At 39.7% G+C, this 3,124-nt stretch carries 3 protein-coding genes; 1 reads left to right on the top strand and 2 read right to left on the bottom strand.

Annotated elements, in window-relative coordinates; all coding sequences use genetic code 11:
- Nucleotides 1–88: 88 nt before the first annotated feature.
- Both B3Y13_RS06005 and B3Y13_RS06000 read right to left on the bottom strand, forming a co-directional pair.
- Complete coding sequence (locus B3Y13_RS06005; RefSeq protein WP_296668713.1) at nt 89–1,030, bottom strand: hypothetical protein; 942 nt, start codon at nt 1,028–1,030, stop codon at nt 89–91.
- A gap of 590 nt (nt 1,031–1,620) precedes the next feature.
- Entirely contained in the window at nt 1,621–2,271 is a 651-nt protein-coding gene (locus B3Y13_RS06000; RefSeq protein ID WP_296668715.1) for a master DNA invertase Mpi family serine-type recombinase, read from the bottom strand.
- Nucleotides 2,272–2,369: 98 nt separating this feature from the next.
- Here B3Y13_RS06000 and B3Y13_RS05995 point away from each other — a divergent pair, with 98 nt between their 5' ends.
- Nucleotides 2,370–3,098 (top strand): hypothetical protein, encoded by a 729-nt coding sequence (locus B3Y13_RS05995; RefSeq protein ID WP_296668717.1) that lies wholly within the window; start codon nt 2,370–2,372, stop codon nt 3,096–3,098.
- Nucleotides 3,099–3,124 lie beyond the last annotated feature (26 nt).

Raw genomic sequence — 3,124 nt, 5'->3', positions numbered from 1 at the left:
AAAAAAGGGAAAGCGACACCTTAAAAAGGTTTCTCTTTCCCTTTCAATCCTTTTCTCTTCCAAAGCGGAAGGGTGGAGTTAGAAGTTTTTATCTTACGTTGTCTATTTCATTTTCCCAAACAATTTTGGTAGAACCATCAGCAGAAACAGCAGACTTCAGATATGAATCTTTAGGGAAATTCCATGTTCCCTTCAAAGTTGCATTTTTTGAAACCATAGCATATCTGCCAAGTTTTGCTTCCTGAACTGCAAAATCAGAAAAATCAGTACCCGATGCCTTTGAAATAACTTTGGAAGTTCCAGCTGATGAACTTGACGAGGCTTTCAATGTTATTTTATAAGCTCCATCAGCGATTTTCTTTACTTTTGAGCCATCATCATCAGTAATCTCTGTAACAGTATTTTCTTTTGCATCTGCAACCGTAGTAATCTCAGAATCTCCTGAAAGAACTGCAAGGTCAATATAAACTTTCAAAATTCCATCGGAATATGTATATGAACCCGTCGGAATATCAGTCCAGCCGTCAACAACAGAACATTCTTTTGCAGAGTTTGCTACGACAGTCTTTCCTGTTGTTCTTGACCAGCTAACAGCTTCTGCTTCGCTCACATCAAAATCGCCAGCATCTGTTGTAAAATCAGACGAAAGAACATTTTTGTAATATGAAATGAAATAAAGAGGTCTCTTTGTAGTATTACTATTTGTAGTTCCGTATTTTACTCCAACACAAACAAATGAGTAAGGTTTTTCTGTAGTTCCCTTTCCAATCTGATTAAAGATGTATCCCATCGTATATGCTCCATCAGATTTTGATGTATCGATAGAAATCTCACAATCTGCTGCAAGATGCTTTGTCGCAGTAGAGACATAACCGCGCGCATAATATGCAGAAGAGCCGTCATTTGTAAATCCATCTTCTGAAACTTTTTCGATAATACCAAGTTCATCTTCCTCTTCTTTGCACGACACAAAACCAAACATAAGCGCAGCCATCACTGCGCTACCAAAAAGGACCTTTGAAAGTTTCATATTTAATCTCCTTGAAACCGCCTTTTGCAAGGCTTTTTATTTTCTTATATTCTAACGCAACTTTTTCAAAATTACAGCCAATATAAGAATTATATAATGGATTATAAAGCAAAGATTTTTTTAGTCAATAAACGTTGAAATAATCTTGAGCCTTTTTATTTATTTTCAAGAAATCCTTTATGCGGCAATTTTTAAACAAAATGCGCCATTCTAAATTTTTGTTCAATAAACTTAGCTGACTGATTTTTAGAGAAGACTACGAGGCTGTCACATTGTCTAGATTATGACAATTGCTAGCATTGTCAAGGTGTTGCCGCATAAGCTATATTGCGACACCTGCTAACATTGTCAGTAGCCGACGCATAAGCTATATTGCGACACCTGCTAGCATTGTCAGGTGTCGCCGCATAAGCTATATTGCGACACTTGCTAGTATTGTAAGGTGTCACCGTGTAGTCTAGATTGCGGCAACTGCATGCCTGCTGTTGAATATCTTCCATAATTTACGGCTTTTGTCCGTGCCGGAAGTTTCAGGCAAAGAATCCTGTTCAGAATTAAAAGCGTTGTTACATTCGAAAAAACAATATAATTCACTGATAGATTCCGTTTTTCCACTTTTCGCCTCTGCGTTTTTCAGGCTTGAATCTGCCTGTATAGGCAAGGTAGCGGTAGAGGGTGCCTGCCGAGACTCCGACTTCACGCGCGATTTTCTGCTTTGAAGTTCCGTTTTTCAAAAGACTGTCGATTTTTAGGCTTTGCGATTCGCACTTTTTGTTTAACTCCCCGCGTATTCCTTTCTTGCGCCCCAGATGTTTTCCGGAGGCCTTTCTTGCGGCTAGAGCTTCCTTTGTCCTCTGGCTTATCAGGTTTCTTTCGATTTCCGCAGAAAGCCCGAACGCGAACGCCAGCACTTTTGACTGAATTCCGTTGTCCAGCGTGAAATTCTCCTTTATTGTCCTAAGACTGCATTTTTTGGTAATGCAGATGTTCAGAATTTCCATAATCATAAACAGATTTCGCCCAAGCCTTGAAAGCTCCGCGCAGATTATCGTGTCGTCCTCGCTGATTTTTGAAAGAAGCTCGCCGAGCCGCCGTTTTGTGTAGCTTTTTGTTCCGCTGATTGTCTCTTCAATCCAGCCGTCTATTCTGATTCTGTTTGCCTCGCACCATCTTGAAATCTCAAAGCGCTGGTTTTCAACCGTCTGCCTGTCCGTGCTCACGCGGATATATCCGTAGTTCATAAATTTCCTCCTGCCGATTTTGGCATAGAATTTCTATCATAGAACTTTGGAGCCTAAAAATAGAGTGTTGTTTTAACGTCCTTTTTGGTAGCGCAGTGATGGCTGCGCTTGTGTTTGGTTTTGTGTCGTGCGCGGCAGAAGATGATGACGATGAAAAAGAAGCTATTACTGGTAGTAATAACGATTACTCAATCAGTTTTACCAATGAAGACGATGGAATGTACCGCGCATATCATTCTACATTTAACAAGCATCTTGGAGGGCTTTGTCAGATTACTCTTGACAAGGATTCCACAGGAGAAGGCTCAATAGGCTACATTTTTGACTTGGAATCTAATCCTAGCCGCGCGACTAAAGATGCTCGAACTCTTTGTATCGTAGGTTTTAACCTTGCTACAAAAGGTGTTGCCAAGCCTTATGTATCGCATTACACAAATGTAACTGATATTCAGGCAGACAATTTTGGAACAAAACTTTCTGATAATCCAGCAGTAGAAACCGAATATCTAAAACTTGGGGATTCGTCTATCACCCTTTCTGACTGCGAAGTTGATGGAAAATATGTTCTTACTGTTGATGTGAACGGCAAGGATAACGAGGATTATGTTGTAAGAATTTATAAAGGAAAAGTTGAGAAAGCTTCCCTTGCAACAGCGAAAACAGCTGTTGACCCTATAACAATTCCAAAAGAAGACCTTTATCCAACCACAAAAAGAATTGAGCAGAAAGCTGCCGCTGTATATGTAAATGTTTATGCTAAAAAAACAATGAAAGCTACTTGGCACTATGCAGATACATATGCTGAAGCAGAAGTTGTTGAAGAATAGTTTTTCTAAATAGCCCAAACTTCGAG

Source organism: Treponema sp. UBA7567, assembly GCF_002476655.1.
In the GTDB taxonomy this organism is placed as follows: domain Bacteria; phylum Spirochaetota; class Spirochaetia; order Treponematales; family Treponemataceae; genus Treponema_D.
The sequence above is the reverse complement of the archived record's forward strand: the minus strand, read 5'-3'. Positions and strand labels throughout refer to the sequence as shown.

Excerpts from the sequence above, each read along its gene's own strand:
- B3Y13_RS05995 (WP_296668717.1), top strand. The coding sequence starts at position 2,370 with ATGGCTGCGCTTGTGTTTGGTTTTGTGTCGTGCGCGGCAGAAGATGAT.
- B3Y13_RS06005 (WP_296668713.1), bottom strand. The coding sequence starts at position 1,030 with ATGAAACTTTCAAAGGTCCTTTTTGGTAGCGCAGTGATGGCTGCGCTT.
- B3Y13_RS06000 (WP_296668715.1), bottom strand. The coding sequence starts at position 2,271 with ATGAACTACGGATATATCCGCGTGAGCACGGACAGGCAGACGGTTGAA.